The 16,526-nt window shown below is 64.3% G+C and carries 18 protein-coding genes; 16 read left to right on the forward strand and 2 right to left on the reverse strand.

Annotated features, from left to right (window positions below; genetic code table 11):
• Positions 1–54: 54 nt before the first annotated feature.
• The 7 genes from CK215_RS18850 (at position 55) to CK215_RS18885 (ending at position 5,538) form a co-directional block, all read left to right on the forward strand.
• Positions 55–528, forward strand: coding sequence for a hypothetical protein (locus CK215_RS18850; protein WP_095831795.1), 474 nt, complete (start codon positions 55–57; stop codon positions 526–528).
• 222 nt (positions 529–750) lie between these two features.
• Entirely contained in the window at positions 751–1,173 is a 423-nt protein-coding gene (gene sdhC, locus CK215_RS18855) for a succinate dehydrogenase, cytochrome b556 subunit (protein WP_067322933.1), read from the forward strand.
• Positions 1,173–1,568: a succinate dehydrogenase, hydrophobic membrane anchor protein gene (sdhD, locus tag CK215_RS18860; RefSeq protein WP_095799641.1), complete on the forward strand. Its 396-nt coding sequence runs from the start codon at positions 1,173–1,175 to the stop codon at positions 1,566–1,568. The genes sdhC and sdhD overlap by 1 nt, the downstream gene beginning before the upstream one ends.
• A gap of 4 nt (positions 1,569–1,572) precedes the next feature.
• Positions 1,573–3,408, forward strand: a complete 1,836-nt coding sequence (gene sdhA, locus CK215_RS18865) for a succinate dehydrogenase flavoprotein subunit (protein ID WP_095831796.1) — start codon at positions 1,573–1,575, stop codon at positions 3,406–3,408.
• 1 nt (position 3,409) lies between these two features.
• Positions 3,410–3,844, forward strand: coding sequence for a DUF3052 family protein (locus CK215_RS18870; RefSeq protein WP_095831797.1), 435 nt, complete (start codon positions 3,410–3,412; stop codon positions 3,842–3,844).
• The gene (locus CK215_RS18875) at positions 3,844–4,623 is read left to right on the forward strand and encodes a succinate dehydrogenase iron-sulfur subunit (RefSeq protein ID WP_095831798.1); all 780 of its coding nucleotides are present in this window, start codon (positions 3,844–3,846) and stop codon (positions 4,621–4,623) included. The genes CK215_RS18870 and CK215_RS18875 overlap by 1 nt, the downstream gene beginning before the upstream one ends.
• 294 nt (positions 4,624–4,917) lie before the next feature.
• Positions 4,918–5,538 (forward strand): DUF480 domain-containing protein, encoded by a 621-nt coding sequence (locus CK215_RS18885; RefSeq protein ID WP_095831799.1) that lies wholly within the window; start codon positions 4,918–4,920, stop codon positions 5,536–5,538.
• Positions 5,539–5,746: 208 nt separating this feature from the next.
• Here the strand turns inward: CK215_RS18885 and CK215_RS18890 are convergent, their stop codons facing one another.
• The gene (locus tag CK215_RS18890) at positions 5,747–6,172 is read right to left on the reverse strand and encodes an OsmC family protein (RefSeq protein WP_095831800.1); all 426 of its coding nucleotides are present in this window, start codon (positions 6,170–6,172) and stop codon (positions 5,747–5,749) included.
• 214 nt (positions 6,173–6,386) lie between these two features.
• Here CK215_RS18890 and CK215_RS18895 point away from each other — a divergent pair, with 214 nt between their 5' ends.
• The 3 genes from CK215_RS18895 (at position 6,387) to CK215_RS18905 (ending at position 7,593) form a co-directional block, all read left to right on the forward strand.
• Positions 6,387–6,605 (forward strand): hypothetical protein, encoded by a 219-nt coding sequence (locus CK215_RS18895; RefSeq protein ID WP_095831801.1) that lies wholly within the window; start codon positions 6,387–6,389, stop codon positions 6,603–6,605.
• Between the two features lie 2 nt (positions 6,606–6,607).
• On the forward strand, positions 6,608–6,964 hold the full coding sequence (locus tag CK215_RS18900; protein ID WP_095831802.1) for a YciI family protein: 357 nt from the start codon (positions 6,608–6,610) through the stop codon (positions 6,962–6,964).
• A gap of 98 nt (positions 6,965–7,062) precedes the next feature.
• Positions 7,063–7,593 carry a hypothetical protein gene (locus tag CK215_RS18905; protein ID WP_067322954.1) on the forward strand — a complete coding sequence of 177 codons (531 nt, stop codon included), beginning with the start codon at positions 7,063–7,065 and terminating at the stop codon, positions 7,591–7,593.
• A gap of 238 nt (positions 7,594–7,831) precedes the next feature.
• On the opposite strand, the gene CK215_RS18910 is transcribed toward CK215_RS18905, so the two are convergent.
• The gene (locus CK215_RS18910) at positions 7,832–9,094 is read right to left on the reverse strand and encodes a ubiquinone biosynthesis hydroxylase (RefSeq protein WP_095831803.1); all 1,263 of its coding nucleotides are present in this window, start codon (positions 9,092–9,094) and stop codon (positions 7,832–7,834) included.
• Between the two features lie 107 nt (positions 9,095–9,201).
• Here CK215_RS18910 and tesB point away from each other — a divergent pair, with 107 nt between their 5' ends.
• The 6 genes from tesB to CK215_RS18940 all read left to right on the forward strand — a co-directional run bounded on the left by tesB (position 9,202) and on the right by CK215_RS18940 (position 16,279).
• Positions 9,202–10,065, forward strand: coding sequence for an acyl-CoA thioesterase II (gene tesB / locus CK215_RS18915; RefSeq protein ID WP_066998363.1), 864 nt, complete (start codon positions 9,202–9,204; stop codon positions 10,063–10,065).
• 248 nt (positions 10,066–10,313) lie between these two features.
• Positions 10,314–10,652: a P-II family nitrogen regulator gene (locus tag CK215_RS18920; RefSeq protein WP_066998360.1), complete on the forward strand. Its 339-nt coding sequence runs from the start codon at positions 10,314–10,316 to the stop codon at positions 10,650–10,652.
• A 196-nt stretch (positions 10,653–10,848) separates the two neighbouring features.
• The gene (locus CK215_RS18925; RefSeq protein WP_245418734.1) at positions 10,849–12,030 is read left to right on the forward strand and encodes an ammonium transporter; all 1,182 of its coding nucleotides are present in this window, start codon (positions 10,849–10,851) and stop codon (positions 12,028–12,030) included.
• 295 nt (positions 12,031–12,325) lie between these two features.
• The gene (locus CK215_RS18930; RefSeq protein WP_066998346.1) at positions 12,326–12,601 is read left to right on the forward strand and encodes a hypothetical protein; all 276 of its coding nucleotides are present in this window, start codon (positions 12,326–12,328) and stop codon (positions 12,599–12,601) included.
• Positions 12,602–12,806: 205 nt separating this feature from the next.
• Positions 12,807–15,467, forward strand: coding sequence for a DNA translocase FtsK (locus CK215_RS18935; RefSeq protein WP_095831805.1), 2,661 nt, complete (start codon positions 12,807–12,809; stop codon positions 15,465–15,467).
• A gap of 143 nt (positions 15,468–15,610) precedes the next feature.
• Entirely contained in the window at positions 15,611–16,279 is a 669-nt protein-coding gene (locus tag CK215_RS18940) for an outer membrane lipoprotein carrier protein LolA (protein ID WP_066998340.1), read from the forward strand.
• Positions 16,280–16,526: the final 247 nt, after the last annotated feature.

Genomic DNA, 16,526 nt, shown 5'->3' on the forward strand with positions numbered 1-16,526 from the left:
CTTGATCTTTGGCGCATTGCGTGGCTAGCGTGCCGCGCACGAAAGGGGCAGCACATGATGTTTGGCCGCGCGATTTGGGTGTCGCTCGTTGTTCCGCTGCTTCTTGCGGCTACGGCCTGCGTGCCGCAGGACGGCGTGCCGAAGGCGGCGAATACTTTATCGCCAACAGTCTCGCCCGTTCCAACCAGCCAACCCGTCGCTCCCGGGGCTGGAGCTGCCGCAACGCCCAAGGCATTGGCAACAACTTCGCCACCCGCAACCAAAATCACCACCGACTTGACCACGCCGCGAGCCGGCGTCGGAACGGCCACCTACAGATGCGGCAATGGCGGCATGATCACCATCCAAAATCTCGGCTCTTCGCTGCGTGTGCTCGGGCCGGATGGCTCGGCCGAGGTGTTTCCAGCGTCGCCCGCCAACCAGACCAGCCGCTACCAGGAAGCGGCGACGCATGACGCAATCGTGATCGACGGTCGCGAGGCGCTGGTGATGAAGAAGGGGTCGACGCCGCAGAGCTGCAAAAGATGACGGATCTTATTGCACTGCAGCGACGTTGTGCCGGTTGCAGATCGGCCGCTAATCGATTGAAGCTGAATTTCCCCGTTTTGTCAGACTAAATGACGTTTCCAAAACGATTTTCCGGCTTTGACGCGGTGCAAAAAGCGCATTAGAAACCCGCTATCCGAGGCCCTATGTCGTGGCGGCAAAAGCCGCATCCTTCGCGGCTCAGGAACGCCGATCTGGGGAGCCATGAGCAAATCACCAGCCACCCGCGCAATTGCCAGACGTGAACGGCCGCTTTCGCCGCACCTGACGATCTACAGGCCCCCGATCACGATGACGATGTCGATCATCCATCGCATCACCGGCGGCGCGCTCTATTTCGGCACGCTCCTGGTGGCGGCCTGGTTGATCGCTGCGTCGAGTTCGCAGGCTGCGTTCGACTGGGTCAACTGGGCCTTCGGCTCCTGGCTCGGCCGGCTGGTCCTGTTCGGCTACACCTGGGCGCTGATGCACCACATGCTGGGCGGGTTGCGCCATCTCGTCTGGGACACCGGCGCCGGGCTCGAAAAACACACCGCCTCGAGGATCGCATGGGCAACGCTCGCCGGCTCGATCGTGCTGACGCTGCTGATCTGGATCGCGGGCTACATGGCGCGGGGGGCACTCTGATGACCGCAAAGAATTCGGACATGCGCACGCCGCTCGGGAGGGTTCGCGGCCTTGGTTCGGCGCGTGAGGGTACCGGCCATTTCTGGCGCCAGCGGTTGACGGCGGTGGCCAATATCCCGCTCATCCTGTTCTTCGTCGGCTTCCTGATCGCCCTCAACGGCCACGGCTATGCCGAAGTGCGGGCGTCGCTCGCGAACCCCTTCGTGGCGCTGGTGCTGTCGTTGGTGCTGATTTCCGCGCTCTACCACATGCGGATCGGCATGCAGGTCATCATCGAGGACTATGTGCATGGCGAGGGCATGAAGCTGGCGCTGATCGCCCTCAACACATTCTTCTCAATAGCAGTCGGCGTCGCCTCACTCTTCGCTCTGCTCAAACTCGCATTCGGAGGCTGACGTCTTGGCCAGCGCAAACACAGCCAGCACGGCTTCGGCCTACACCTTTGTCGATCACAAATTCGATGTGGTGATCGTCGGCGCCGGCGGCGCCGGGTTGCGCGCCACGCTCGGCATGGCCGAGCAGGGGCTGCGCACCGCCTGCATCACCAAGGTGTTTCCGACACGCTCGCACACGGTCGCGGCGCAAGGCGGCATCGCCGCCTCGCTCTCCAACATGGGCCCAGATTCCTGGCAGTGGCACATGTACGACACGGTCAAGGGCTCAGACTGGCTGGGCGACGTCGACGCCATGGAATACATGGTGCGCGAGGCGCCGGCCGCCGTCTATGAGCTCGAGCATTACGGCGTGCCATTCTCGCGCACCGAAGAGGGCAAGATCTATCAGCGGCCGTTCGGCGGCCACATGATGAATTATGGCGACGGCCCGCCGGTTCAGCGCACCTGCGCCGCCGCCGACCGCACCGGGCACGCCATCCTGCATACGCTCTACGGCCAGTCGCTGAAGAACAACGCGCAGTTCTTCATCGAGTATTTCGCGCTCGACCTGATCATGGAGCCGGACGGCACATGCACCGGCGTGGTGGCGTGGAATCTCGACGACGGCACCATCCACCGCTTCTCGGCAAAGATGGTGGTGCTGGCGACCGGCGGCTATGGCCGCGCCTATTTCTCCGCCACCTCGGCGCATACCTGCACCGGCGACGGCGGCGGCATGGCCGCGCGGGCCGGGCTGCCGCTGCAGGACATGGAGTTCGTGCAGTTCCACCCGACCGGCATCTACGGCGCCGGCTGCCTGATCACCGAAGGCGCGCGCGGCGAGGGCGGCTATCTCGTCAATTCCGAGGGTGAGCGCTTCATGGAGCGCTACGCGCCGTCGGCCAAGGACCTCGCCTCGCGCGACGTGGTCTCGCGCTGCATGACGCTGGAGATCCGCGAGGGCCGCGGCGTCGGCAAGAACAAGGACCACATCTTCCTGCATCTCGACCATCTCGATCCGGCGGTGCTGCACGAGCGGCTGCCGGGCATCTCGGAATCGGCCAAGATCTTCGCCGGCGTCGACCTGACCAAGGAGCCGATCCCGGTGCTGCCGACGGTCCACTACAATATGGGCGGCGTGCCGACCAATTATTGGGGCGAGGCGCTCAACCCGAGCTTCGACAACCCCGACCGCGTGTCGCCCGGCCTGATGGCGGTGGGCGAGGCCGGCTGCGCCTCCGTGCATGGCGCCAACCGGCTCGGCTCCAACTCGCTGATCGATCTCGTCGTGTTCGGCCGCGCGGCCGCAATCCGCGCCGGCCAGGTGATCGATCGCAAGTCGGCGATTGCGTCGCCCAATCAGGAATCGGTCGACAAGATCATGGACCGCTTCGACAAGCTGCGCCACGCTAGCGGCTCGACCCCGACCGCGGCGCTGCGCGAAAAGATGCAGCGGGCGATGCAGGAAGACGCGGCGGTGTTCCGCACGCAGGAATCGCTGGAAAATGGCTGCCAGCGCGTTTCTCAAATCTGGAGCGAGCTCAAGGACGTCAAGGTCTTCGACCGCTCGATGATCTGGAACTCGGACCTGGTCGAGACGCTGGAGCTCGAAAACCTGATGGTCAATGCCATCGCCACGGTCTACGGCGCCGAGGCGCGCAAGGAGAGCCGCGGCGCGCACGCGCGAGAGGATTTCTCGGCGCGCGACGACGCCAACTGGCGCAAGCACACGCTGGCCCAGATCAGCGAGGACGGCAAGGTGACGCTTTCCTACCGCCCGGTGCACACCGACCCGCTGCTGGCGGAAAAGGATGGCGGCATCAGCCTGGCCAAGATCGCGCCAAAGGCCAGGGTCTACTGACATGGCATTGGCGGCCGCGGGATATTCCGGCACGCCCCTTCCGGCCAAGCTCGGCCTGAAGGACGGCATGGTCGCCGCCTTCATCGCGCTGCCGCCCGAGCTCGACGAGTTGGCTGGAGCCGTCGGGTTTGCCGGGGTCGATCGGCTGCCCAACTGGTCGGCGATCTCGGGCAACCGAAAATACGATGCGGTGCACGCGTTCACCCGGCAGCACGCCGAGATCGAGGACGGCCTGGCCGGCATCGAGATGGCGATCAAGCGCGACGGCATGGTCTGGGTCTCCTGGCCGAAGAAGGCTTCGAACGTGCCGACCGACGTCACCGAGGACGTCATCCGCGCCGAGGCGCTCAAGCGCGACCTTGTCGACGTCAAGGTCGCGGCCGTCAACGATATCTGGTCCGGGCTGAAGCTCGTCATCCGAAAGGACCGCAGGTAATGGTCGAACTCACGCTACCCAAGAATTCGAAAGTCCAGCAGGGCAAGACCTGGCCGAAGCCGGAGGGCGCCACCAATCTGCGCGAATACCGCATCTACCGCTGGTCGCCGGACGACAACGAGAATCCGCGCATGGACACTTATTTCGTCGACATGGACGATTGCGGCCCGATGGTGCTCGACGCGCTGCTGTGGATCAAGAACAAGATCGACCCGACGCTGACGCTGCGCCGCTCCTGCCGCGAAGGCATTTGCGGGTCCTGCGCCATGAACATCGACGGCTCGAACACGCTCGCCTGCACCAAGGGCGCCGAAGACATTTCCGGCGCGGTGAAGATCTATCCGCTGCCGCATATGCCGGTGATCAAGGACCTCGTGCCCGACCTTACCAACTTCTATGCCCAGCATGCCTCGATCGAGCCCTGGCTGAAGACGGTCTCGCCGACGCCCGCTAAGGAATGGCTGCAAAGCCATGAAGACCGCGAGAAGCTCGATGGGCTCTATGAGTGCATCCTGTGCGCCTGCTGCTCGACCTCGTGCCCGAGCTACTGGTGGAACGGCGAGCGCTATCTCGGCCCGGCAACGCTGCTGCAGGCCTATCGCTGGCTGATCGATTCCCGCGATGAGGCGACCGGCGAGCGGCTCGACAACCTCGAGGATCCGTTCCGGCTCTATCGCTGTCACACCATCATGAACTGCGCGCAAACCTGTCCGAAGGGGCTCAATCCGGCGAAGGCGATCGCGGAGATCAAGAAGATGATGGTGGAGCGGCGCGTCTAGAGTTTAGCGGCTCAAGTTCGTACGCAGCGATTCTTCGCGCCCCCCTCTGGCCTGCCGGCCATCTCCCCCACGGGTGGGGAGATTGGCTGTCATCGCGGCTTTCGCCAATCGCCAACGTTGAAGGATGAGCGCCGTCGGCGAAGCTGCTGATCTCCCCCCAAGTGGGGGAGATGTCCGGCAGGACAGAGGGGGGCGCTGTCCCGCCGACGTTCCGAAGGTTCTGCCTTGTCGCGGCGATCCGATTTCTGTCAAAATCGGTACCCGGAGAACCGACCTTATCGAAAAGCCAAACCCATGACCGATCTCCCCGTCCTCTCTTCCGTCGAAGCACGCGTGCTGGGCTCGCTGATCGAGAAGAAGGAGCTGACGCCGGACGTCTATCCGCTGACGCTGAACGGTGCGCATGCCGCGGCCAACCAGAAGACGGCGCGCGAGCCGGTGATGGCGCTGGAGCTGACCGACGTTAGGCGCGCGCTCAGCTCGCTCGAACAGAAGGGTCTGGTGCGCCAGGCTTTTGCTTCGCGGGTCGAGCGCTACGAACATCTGATGGCGCAGCGCTTTTCGCTGACCACGCCGCAGATCGCCATCGTCGGTCTGCTGCTTCTGCGCGGCGCGCAAACGGCGCATGAACTGCTCGCCCGTTCCGAGCGCATGACGCGCTTCGGGTCGATCGAAGAGCTTCGCGACAATCTCGACCTGATGATCGGCCGCCGTCCGCCGCTGGTGCAACTGCTCGAGCGCGCACCGGGCCAGCGCGAGGAGCGCTACGTGCATCTTTTGAGCGGGCCGGTGGAAATCACGGCGGCGGTGCCTTGGCAATCGGCGGCGTCGGAGTCCGATCTCGAAGCGCGGGTGCGGGCGCTCGAGGAAGAGGTCGGCGCGTTGCGTGCCAAAATCGAGGCGCTGGGCGGCTAGCGTGAGATGATGGCGGGACAGCGCCCCCCTCTGTCCTGCCGGATATCTCCCCCACGAGGGGGGAGATTGGCAGTTCCCAGCGCCTTGCTCGCGGCGTCGGTGATTGGCGAAAGCCGGCGCGATATCCGATCTCCCCCTCGTGGGGGAGATGCCCGGCAGGACAGAGGGGGGGCGCGAAGGATCGCAACCCCTGCAGATGGAACGCCGATCAACCCAGCCTGGCGTCCAGCGAGACCTTGATGGCGCCGAGCGCCTTTGAGACCGGGCACTCGGCCTTGGCCTTCTCGGCCAGTTCCTGGAACTTTGCCGCATCGATGCCCGAGACCTTGCCGACCAGGGTGATGGCGCTGCCGGTTATGCCGGTGCCGGGCACCAGTGTCACAACAGCCTTGGAGTCGAGCGCGGTGGCCGGGGTGCCGTTCTCGGCGAGGAAATGCGACAGCTGCATGGCGTAGCATCCGGCATGGGCGGCGGCGATCAGCTCTTCCGGATTGGTGCCGGATTTGCCGCTCTCATCCTCGAAGCGCGCCTTGAAGGAATAGGGTATGCCCTTCAGAGTCCCGCTCTGCGTTTCCAGCGTGCCCTTGCCCTCTTTCAGATTGCCTTTCCAGACGGCGTTTGCGGTGCGGTCCATGAAGTCCTCCTGGCTTGTCGGGGTTCGCGCCGGCGGGCGCCGGCGTTCCCCTGAACTATAGCGCGAGCGCGCCGGAAGACCATGGCGCGATTGGGCCCGTGAAGTCGACGCCCGCGAAAAAATTCTCAAAAAAAGCGCGTGCAAAAATGTCGACTACCCGGCGGCCGGACCGTCCTGGGGCGGCCACGAAGTTCGGGGCCGAAGGAGGTTGAAGATGGACAATCTGTTTTTCGCACTTTGGAGGCGCCCCGGTCGAAGGGTGCAGCGACCGGAAGAGTTCTGGCTGGATCCCCCGGCCTTCGGCCTCGGCCGGCTGGCGGCGGCCGTGGCCATAATCGGGATTGCGGCATGCCTGCTCGATCATGCGGCGGCCAGAAGCAAGGCTGACAGCATCGCGGTCGCCTCCTATGGTTCATCGCAGGAAGGGAACTGACAATGAAATATGTCCTGCTGGTCTACGGCGAGGAAAAGGACCTCTTCGCGCTCACGCCGGAACGATCCGCCAAGCTCGACGCCGACTCGCTCGCCTATGACAGGGAACTCGGTCGACAAGGCAAGCTGATCATCGCGCAGGCGCTGCAGCCGGTGAAGATGTCGAAGTCGCTCAGGCGTCGCAAGGGCAAGCGGCTGGTTACCGACGGGCCGTTCGCCGAGACGAAAGAACAGCTGCTCGGCTTCGTCATGGTCGAGGCCGCGGATCTTGACGAGGCGATGGCGATCGCAGACGGCATTCCGCTGGCCGAGCTCGGCACCGTCGAGGTCAGGGCTGTCTACGACATACCGGGGTCATGACACGGAGCTATTAGCGGTTTGTTCATCGCCGCAATTGTCGCGAGTTGAAGCGATGCTGTACTTCTTCTATCGTTGCCGCGGTTTCGGGGGAATTCGGCATGCCTTTTCTGCTCGCTATGCTTGGCCTGCTCGGCGTGGCGGCCATCTGGTGGTACCGGCTGAAGGCGATGAACGAGGCGGCCAGCGAGGTCGCCGACGTTATCGGCCGCGTGCAGGGCAATATCCGCCGCAAGAAGCTGCGCAAACAGGCGGCACTTTCGCCGCTGACGGCGATCGACGATCCGGTCGTGGCCGCCGCGACGCTGATCACCGCGATCGTTTCGGAACATGGCCCGATCCTGCCGCAGCGCGAAGCCGTCATCCGTGAGGTGATCGCGCAGATTGCCGACAACCCTAAGAAAACCGACGAGGCCGTCGTCTACGCCAAATGGGCGGCCGCGCAGGTCGACGACACCACGATCGTCATCGACAAGCTGGCGCCGTTCCTGCGCGAGCGCCTCGAGCCGCACGAACGGGACGATCTGCTCAGCATGCTGAACCGGGTGGCACAGGGCGGCGAGCAACGCCTGCGGATCGCCGACCAGCGGATGGTGAGGCTGCGGCAGAAGCTGGGTTTTGAGGTCAATTAAGCTGAAGCAGTGGCGGCCGGATCGCCTACCTTCGTGATTGGCCGAAACGCTTCTCGCATCGTCATTCTATGGCGGAGCAAGGAGCGAAGCGACGCAGCGCAGACCATAGAATCCATTCCGTTACCTATAAGCGTTGCAGCGGTGCAGAATTCTGCTCGGCGGCATTCTTCGGCCAAGGTCACGGCATGGATCCTCGGGTCTTCGCGTCCGCTTCGCTCCCGCTCCGCTCGTGGATGCGCTAGATCGCTTCGCCCTTCAATAGCCGCGGCGTGTCGCCTGACAGGCCAGACGCCTGGCGGATGAAGAAGTCCTTGAGCTTCGGCATGCGCTCGACGAGACCGAGGCCGATGTCGCGCACGGCGCGCAGCGGGCCGATGTCATTGGAAAACAGGCGGTTCAGCACGTCGGTGGTGACGCCCATCTGCAGCGTGTCGAAGCGGCGCCATTGCTGGTAGCGCTCGAGCACGTCGAGCGCGCCGATGTCCTGGCCGAGCCGGTCGGCCTCGACCACCACTTCGGCAAGTGCTGCGACATCCTTGAAGCCGAGATTGAGGCCCTGACCGGCGATCGGATGGATGCCGTGCGCCGCATCGCCGGCGAGCGCGATGCGCGGTGCGACGAAGGCGCGCGCAAGAATCAGGCCGAGCGGCCAGGCGCGCGGCTTGTCGGCGACTCGTATCTCGCCGAGCTTCAGCCCAAAGCGCTGCTCCAGCTCATGCTCGAAGACGAACTCGTCGCCCTCGACCAGCTTCTGCGCGTCTTCCGTGCGCTCAACCCAGACGATCGAGGAGCGATTGGTGCCGTCCTCCTCAGGCTTCAGCGGCAAGGTGGCGAAGGGGCCGGCGGGCAAAAAATGTTCCTCGGCGCGGCCATTGTGCGGGCGCTCATGCGCGACCGTGCAGACGATGCCGGACTGGCCGTATTCCCATTTTACCGTCCTGATGCCGGCCATGTCGCGCAGCTTCGAATTGACGCCGTCAGCGGCGACGAGCAGGCAGGCCTTAAGCGCGGCACCGTCGGCCAGATGCACGGTGATGCCGGCGCCGTTCGTGTCGAAGGCGCTGACGGCCATGCCTTCGATGATGTCGATGCCGAGTTTTTCGGCGCGCCGGCGCAGCGCGCCGTTGAGAACCCGGTTGGCCACCATATGGGCGAAGGGTTCGCCGGGCGCCACCTCGCCGTCGAAGGTCAAAAACACCGGCCGCACCGGATCGGCGGCGCGCGAATCGGTGATGATCATCTCGGTGATCGCCTGCGCCTCGGGCGCGATCTCGTCCCAGACGCCGAGCTGCTCCAGCATGCGGCAGGCTGCGGCGGCGATCGCCGAGGCGCGGCCGTCCTTCTGCCAGACGCCGGCAGGTGCCGCATCGACAATGGCGACGGCAAGGCTCGGTCGCGCCTGCTTCAGCGACACGGCCGCGGCAAGGCCGACATAGCCGGCGCCCGCCACCAGCACGTCCACCGAGGTTTTGTCCGCTGCATCCGCCTTGCGGTCGACCATGGCACTTTCCTTTCGCGACCTACGGCCACCGCGGCGGCCGTTGCAGCTTGACTGCCCGGCTCTCCTGTCCGAAACCCGCCATGACACATCTTCAAAGGACGTGGAACATGACGGCGGCCATGGACGAGCTTCTCGACATTCTCGACCTCGAGCAGCTCGAACACAACCTGTATCGTGGTCGCAGCCCCAAGCTCGACTGGCAGCGCGTGTTCGGCGGCCAGACGATCGCTCAGGCGCTGGTTGCCGCCCAGCGTACTGTCGAGCCGGGGCGCCATGTGCATTCGCTGCACGGCTATTTCATGCGGCCCGGCGACACCAAGGTTCCGATCGTCTATGAGGTCGACCGCATCCGCGACGGCGGCTCTTTCACCACGCGCCGGGTGGTGGCGATCCAGCATGGGCAGGCGATCTTCTCGCTGGAAGCCTCGTTCCAGCAGGACGAGGTCGGGCTGGAGCATCAGCTGCCGATGCCACGCAACGTGCCGGCGCCCGACACACTTCTGTCGCAGCGCGAGCTGCTCGGCAAGTTCGGCGAGGCGGTGCCGGAAGGCATCAAACGCTACTGGGAGCGCGACCGGCCGATCGAGATGAAGCCGGTAATGCTCAAGCACTATACCAGCCGCGAAAAGCTGGAGCCGGAGCAGAATATCTGGATCCGCACCACGGGCCCGGTGCCGGAAGACCGCGCCACGCAGGCGGCGGTGCTTGCCTATCTCTCCGACATGACGCTGCTCGACACCTCGACCTTCGCGCATGGCCGCGCCATCTTCGATCGCGACATCCAGGCGGCCAGCCTCGACCATGCCATGTGGTTCCACCGCAGTCATTCGCTGGACGACTGGATCCTCTACACGCAGGACAGCCCCTCCACGCAAGGCTCGCGCGGTTTCACCCGCGGATCGCTGTTCGCGCGCGACGGAACGCTGATCGCCTCGGTCGCGCAGGAAGGCCTCATCCGGCTGAAACGCTGAGCCGGCTTCGAGGCAAGCCTAGAAAGCAGGCATTTTCCAAATTTTGCCCGTTTTTTAATCATGAGCCATTGCGGCACTGCGCCCGTTTGTTGAGCAAGGGCTGCGGATCCCGTTTGTTTACAACAGGTTAATGCCCTGCTTCGGCAATTGGCACGGAGCTTGAATCCTGTCCTGCACTCTCCGGCTCTCCTCAGGATCGGTGAAGGTGTGCAAACGCGGGGGACCGCAACAGCAAAGGGTGAAACCTTATGAAAATCGTGATGGCAATCATCAAGCCGTTCAAGCTCGACGAGGTGCGCGAAGCGCTCACCGCCGTCGGCATCCAGGGCCTGACCGTCACCGAAGTCAAAGGCTACGGGCGTCAGAAGGGACATACGGAAATCTATCGCGGCGCCGAATACGCGGTCAGCTTCCTGCCCAAAATCAAGATCGAGGTCGCCGTCGGCGCCGACATGGTCGACAAGGCCGTCGAAGCCATCAGCTCCGCCGCCAAGACCGGCCAGATCGGCGACGGCAAGATCTTCGTCTTCGGCATCGACCAGGCGGTGCGCATCCGCACCGGCGAAACAGACACCGACGCGCTCTGAGCGGCGACCAGCTATTCCAACGGAGAGTTCAATGAATATTCCTTCCCCCTTGAAGACGACGGGACGCGCGGCCGCTGCGCTCGCTCTCGTAGCGTTCAGCACCGCCGCCGCCTTCGCGCAGGAGGCCGCTCCGGCAGCCACGGCCGCAGCGCCGGCCGCCCCGGCGCCCGCGCTCGACACCGGCAACACCGCCTGGATGCTGACCTCGACGGCGCTGGTGCTGATGATGACCATCCCGGGCCTGGCGCTGTTTTACGGCGGCATGGTGCGCAAGAAGAACGTGCTCGCCACCATCATGCAGAGCTTCGCCATCACCTGCCTGGTGACGGTGCTGTGGTTCATGTTCGGCTACTCGCTGGCCTTCTCCGACGGCGGCGGCATGAACAAGTTTATCGGCGGTGCCTCGAAATTCTTCCACCACGGCATCACCACTTCCTCGCTGTGGGCGCCCGGTGTGGCGAACATCCCTGAATTCGTCTTTTCGATGTTCCAGATGACCTTCGCCATCATCACCCCGGCGCTGATCGCCGGCGCCTTCGCCGAACGCTTGAAGTTCTCGGCGCTGCTCATCTTCATGGCGCTGTGGCTGCTGGTCGTCTACGCGCCGGTCGCGCACTGGGTATGGGGCGGCGGCTTCCTCGCCACCGCCGGTGTGCTCGATTTCGCTGGCGGCACCGTCGTCCATATCAATGCCGGTGTCGCGGGCCTGGTCTGCGCGCTCGTTCTCGGCAAGCGCGAGGGCTATGGCACCACCAACATGGCGCCGCACAACCTGGTCTATTCGGTGATCGGCGCCTCGCTGCTGTGGGTCGGCTGGTTCGGCTTCAACGCCGGTTCGGAACTGGCGGCCGACGGCCTCGCCGGCGCTGCGATGTTGAACACGCAGGTCGCCACCGCAGCGGCGGCGCTGGCCTGGATGTTCGCCGAATGGATCGTCGCCAAGAAGCCTTCGGTGCTCGGCATCATCTCGGGCGCTGTCGCGGGCCTTGTCGCGGTGACGCCTGCTTCCGGCTTCGTCAACCCGACCGGCGCCTTCTTCGTCGGCATCATCGCCGGCGTCGTCTGCTACCTGTCGGCGGTCAAGCTCAAGCACGCCATGAGCTATGACGACTCGCTCGACGCCTTCGGCGTCCACGGCGTCGGCGGCATCGTCGGCGCACTGCTGACCGGTGTGCTCGCCGATCCGGCGATCAACAGCCTGTCGTCGGGCGCCTCGCTCGCCAAGCAGGCATACGGCGTCGCTGTCACCATCGTATGGACGGCGGTCGCCACCTTGGTGATCCTCTACATCGTCAAGGCGCTGGTCGGCCTGCGTCCGAGCACCCAGGAAGAGGTCGAGGGTCTCGACGTCACCCAGCACGGCGAAGTCGTGCCGTAAGGCCGACCCTGCCAAGGACCGGCGGATACTCCTCTCGCCGGTCCGGATATCAAGGAAAGCCGCGGCGCAGCTTTCCCGATTTGCTCCCAAGATCCCGTCGTGATGCTCTCGAAAGGGGCTCACGCCTTGAGGCCCGGAAGATCTTCCGGGCCTCCTTTTTTCTCGGATATGAGCATGGAGCGTTTCGATCACATTCACTTGATCGCGAATGTGTGAAACGTCCGCCCTTCCGGTTCCGTACTGGGATTGCGACCGCCATCGTGGTGTCGCCAAATATCAGGGAAGGAACCGACCAATGAACTGCAAAAACATCTTCCTGGGAGCAATGGCTCTGTCGATGGTCAGCGGTGTTGCACTTGCTGGCGCGCTCGACTCGCCTGACAATATGGCTCCGTTCTTCACCGATTCCAGCATGAAGACCATGAAGTCCGAGGCCGATTTCAAGGCCGCCTGGGCGACGACGGCAAAAGACAAGCAGGACGCGATGATGAAGGAGTGCCAGGACGCGGCGATGAGCAAGCCGCATGCCGAATTCTGCGCCAACCTGATGCAGTACGCCGGCCATAAGTGATGTGCGGAAGATCGGGTCCTTACGGGCCTGATCGTTTTGCCAATGAGAGATGGCGGGCTTCATGGGCCCGCCATCTCCTTTCCGGGAGCATCTCGGTAAAAGGCCATGGTTAATGCGCCCTTAACCTTCCCGCCGATAGTCTGGGAGACGAATCTCCCGGCATGCGTCACGCATCCGGCCAGGCATCGACACACGGGGAAGAGGCATGCGTTCAGGCGCTTCAGCACCGCTCGCGCTGACCGATACGGGGCACGGCATCCAGGCGTTCGCGCGGCGGCAGGTTGGGCGCCTGGTCGGCGCCGGGATGTTCGTGTTCACCGCTTTCGGCGTCGCCAGCCTCGCTACCTGGAACGTCGCCGATCCAAGCTTCTCGCACGCCACCAACAATCTCGTCACCAACGCCATGGGCTATGCGGGCGCGGTGTTTTCCGACCTTGCCATGCAGTTCTTCGGCCTTGCCGCCGTCGCCGGGCTGGTGCCGGCGGTGATCTGGGGTTTTCTGCTCTTCTCCGCCCGCGGCGTCGACAGGCTGGGCAAGCGCGGGCTTGCCTGGTTCGGCTTCGCGCTGCTTGGCGCGGCGATCGTCGGTTGCGTGACGCCGCCCAACACCTGGCCGCTGCCGACCGGTCTCGGCGGCGTGTTCGGCGACATGGTGCTGAAGATCCCGGGCATCGCCGTCGGCGGATATCCGAAGGGCCTTTTCGCCACCGTCATCGCCGTTGTGCTCGCCACACCGGCGCTCTGGCTGTTCGCCTATGGCTCGGCGCTGATCGCGCGCAAGAACGGCTTTGCCGTCATGGAGCGCGCCGCCGAGCCGGAGCCGCGCGAGCAGGACGATCTGCTCTTCGATGAGGATGAAGACGAGGGCGACGAAGGCATTCTTGCGCTCGGCGCCATCACCCATTGGTGGCTGTCCTTCCGTGCATGGATGCATCGGCGTGCCGCGCGCCGCAGGCAGGAGCGTGACGAGTTCGAGCCTCAGATTGAGCCGCGGGCCAGCGCCTGGCGCCGCGCCGCCGAACGGGTCGAATCGGCCGAGTACGCTGAATCCAGGATGAGCCCCGGCGGCCGCGCCCGTGTCGAGCCGGAATTCTTCGCCGCAATGGTCAACGACCGCAGCGCTTCGGTCGATCCGGTGGACGACAATGACTTCGACGACGAAGAGGCCGATCTCGACGACTTCGACGACGAAGAGCCGGTCCAGCGCCGCGCCAATGTGCGCAACTTCCGCTCGGACGCGGCGACGCGCGTGGAGGCGCCTGCGCCGCGCCCGGTGCAAGGCGCACGCGTTCAGCGCGAGGCGCAGACCTCGCTCATCGGCTCCGGCACGTTCGAGATGCCGTCGCTGCATTTCCTGTCCGAACCGAAGAACGTGGCGAAAGACCCAAGCCTGTCGAAGGACGCGCTGGAGCAGAACGCAAGGCTGCTCGAAGGCGTGCTCGAGGATTTCGGCGTCAAGGGCGAGATCATCCATGTCCGCCCGGGTCCGGTCGTCACCCTCTATGAGCTGGAGCCTGCGCCCGGCATCAAATCCTCGCGCGTCATCGGCCTTTCCGACGACATCGCCCGCTCGATGAGCGCGATCGCCTGCCGCGTCGCCGTCGTGCCCGGCCGCAACGCCATCGGCATCGAACTGCCGAATGCCAAGCGCGAGACGGTCTATCTGCGCGAGATCATGGCGAGCCGCGACTTCGAAACCACCAAGGCGAAGCTCGCCTTGGCGCTCGGCAAGACCATCAACGGCGAGGCGGTCATCGTCGACATCGCCAAGATGCCGCATGTGCTGGTCGCCGGCACCACCGGCTCGGGCAAGTCGGTCGCCATCAACACGATGATCCTGTCGCTGCTCTACCGGCTCACCCCGCAGGAATGCCGGCTGATCATGATCGATCCGAAGATGCTCGAGCTCTCGGTCTATGACGGCATCCCGCATCTGCTCACGCCCGTCGTCACCGATCCGAAGAAGGCCGTGGTGGCGCTGAAATGGACGGTGCGCGAGATGGAAGACCGCTACCGCAAGATGTCCAAGGTCGGCGTGCGCAACATCGACGGCTTCAACGCACGCGTCAGCCAGGCCGAGAAGAAGGGCGAGAAAATCTCGCGCACCGTGCAGACCGGCTTCGATCGCCAGACCGGCGAGGCGATCTACGAGACGGAGGATCTCGACCTCGAGCCGATGCCCTATATCGTCGTCATCATCGACGAAATGGCCGACCTGATGATGGTGGCCGGCAAGGACATCGAAGGCGCGGTGCAGCGCCTGGCGCAGATGGCGCGCGCCGCCGGCATCCACGTCATCATGGCGACGCAGCGCCCGTCGGTCGACGTCATCACCGGCACCATCAAGGCCAATTTCCCCACCCGCATCTCATTCCAGGTAACGTCGAAGATCGACAGCCGCACCATCCTGGGCGAGCAGGGCGCCGAGCAGCTGCTCGGCATGGGCGACATGCTCTACATGGCGGGCGGCGGCCGCATCCAGCGTGTCCACGGTCCCTTCGTCTCGGACGACGAGGTCGAACGGATCGTCGGCCATCTCAAACTGCAGGGCGTGCCGGAGTATCTCGACGCCATCACCGAGGATGACGAGGAAGACGACGAGGACGGCGCCTCGGGCCGGGGCGGTTCCGGCGGCGGCGGTGGGGGCGGCAATTTCGAGGATTCCGACGATCCCTACGATCAGGCGGTGGCCGTGGTGCTGCGCGACGGCAAGGCCTCGACCAGCTACATCCAGCGCCGGCTGGGCATCGGCTACAACCGCGCGGCGTCGATCATCGAGAAGATGGAGAAGGAAGGCATCGTCGGCCCGGCCAACCACGCCGGCAAACGCGAGATTCTCGTTCCCACCGAGGACGATAAGTTCTAGCCCGGCGACGTCCACGGGAGGCGGCCGGCAACTTTGAACCCTCTGGCGCGTTGATGCGACCAAGCGCCGTGCGACCCGCCAAACTTAGGCCCAACTGGCGGTCCAGAGACTGCGACCAAGGCAAATCACAGGAAGTGACCGGCATGAAGACCCAGACAGATTTCGCTCCGACCCGCCGACAGCTGCTCGGCCTTGGCCTGGTGCTTGCGGGCGCCGCCGCCATCAATGTCGTGCCGGGCTTCCAACTTCTGGCCTTGGCTCAGGCCGCCGTTCCGCCGGCGGCGCAAAAGATCGCCGACCATTTTTCCTCGGTCAAATCGATGAGCGGCGAATTCGTGCAGTTCGGCCCGAAGGGCGAGCAGACCGGCGGCAAGTTCTTCCTCGAACGTCCCGGCAAAATCCGTTTCAACTATGACGGATCGTCGAATTTCCGGGTGATCTCGGACGGCAAGTCGGTCGTCATCCTCAACAAGAAGCTGAACACCTCCGACCTCTATCCGCTGTCGAAGACGCCCTTGAAGCTTTTGCTCGACGACCGGATCGATCTCTCGGGCGGGCGCGTGAAGGCCGTCAAGGAAGAAGACGACCTCACCACCATCCAACTCTCCGACAAGTCGGTGTTCGGCAACGCCAAGATCACCATGATGTTCGATCCGAAGACCTATGAACTGCGCCAGTGGACGATCACCGACGCGCAGGGCAAGGACACGACGGTGATGATCTTCAACGTCAAGGAAGGCGTCTCCATTCCGGACGGCACCTTCGCCATCGACTATACGGCGAACCGCGAGCTCAATACCAAGACAAGATAACTTCCTTCGTCTTAGTGCTCTTGCGAGCGTCGGCGCCGCCCCTCATCTGGCTGCCGCCATCGTCTCCCCGTGAAACGGGGAGAAGGGACGCCGTCATCGACGGTTTCGCCAATCTCCAGCGTTGCAGAATGAGTGCCAAGGCTGCGGCCGGCTTCTTTCTCCCCGTTTACGGCAGGGCTATCGCATATGGGTCAGAGCCTGGGTGAGATAGTCGTCATTCCAGGCGCATTTCTTGATACGGTGGCTG

This window comes from Mesorhizobium sp. WSM3864 (genome assembly GCF_002294955.1).
Lineage (GTDB): Bacteria > Pseudomonadota > Alphaproteobacteria > Rhizobiales > Rhizobiaceae > Mesorhizobium.